Genomic DNA, 550 nt, shown 5'->3' on the forward strand with positions numbered 1-550 from the left:
TACATTGTTTCATCCATCAAAAAAACAGGGTCATGGTGGACCCAGTTTCTGATGTCTGTTCCGAGATTGATTTTGGCAACATTTTTAGGAATTATTATTTCTAAACCTTTAGAGCTTAAAATTTTTGAAAAGGAGGTCAACAAGCAACTATATATCAAACAAATCATAAGATAAACTGGTTTCAGAAATTCCTTTTGATTTGTTCGGGCGGGAATATCCACATTTTGCGAAAAACACCAAGCGAGTGGAATAAGTTTGCAGGCATCGGTGGAATTGTTCTTTTCACCGCCGTTTTTGCAACACTGTCTGCAACATATGCCATGTATACCATTTTCGATAACATTTGGGCTTCGATTGGTTTCGGAATTCTTTGGGGTTTAATGATCTTTAACCTTGACCGATACATTGTTTCATCCATCAAAAAAACAGGGTCATGGTGGACCCAGTTTCTGATGTCTGTTCCGAGATTGATTTTGGCAACATTTTTAGGAATTATTATTTCTAAACCTTTAGAGCTTAAAATTTTTGAAAAGGAGGTCAACAAGCAACT

Annotated in this window: 2 protein-coding genes; both read left to right on the forward strand. The window is 36.4% G+C overall.

The window, feature by feature from the left end:
• Positions 1-51: 51 nt before the first annotated feature.
• Entirely contained in the window at positions 52-174 is a 123-nt protein-coding gene (locus AB4Y90_RS18175; RefSeq protein WP_441558961.1) for a DUF4407 domain-containing protein, read from the forward strand.
• The coding region (locus tag AB4Y90_RS18180; protein WP_441558962.1) for a DUF4407 domain-containing protein at positions 150-550 on the forward strand (401 nt) is incomplete at its 3' end. The genes AB4Y90_RS18175 and AB4Y90_RS18180, both read left to right, overlap by 25 nt.

Origin of the sequence: Chryseobacterium sp. 2TAF14, assembly GCF_052115105.1 — a bacterium.
Taxonomy (GTDB): Bacteria; Bacteroidota; Bacteroidia; order Flavobacteriales; family Weeksellaceae; genus Chryseobacterium.

What these genes read in the sequence shown, in the direction of transcription:
- AB4Y90_RS18175 (WP_441558961.1), top strand. Translation starts at nt 52, where the DNA reads ATGTCTGTTCCGAGATTGATTTTGGCAACATTTTTAGGAATTATTATT.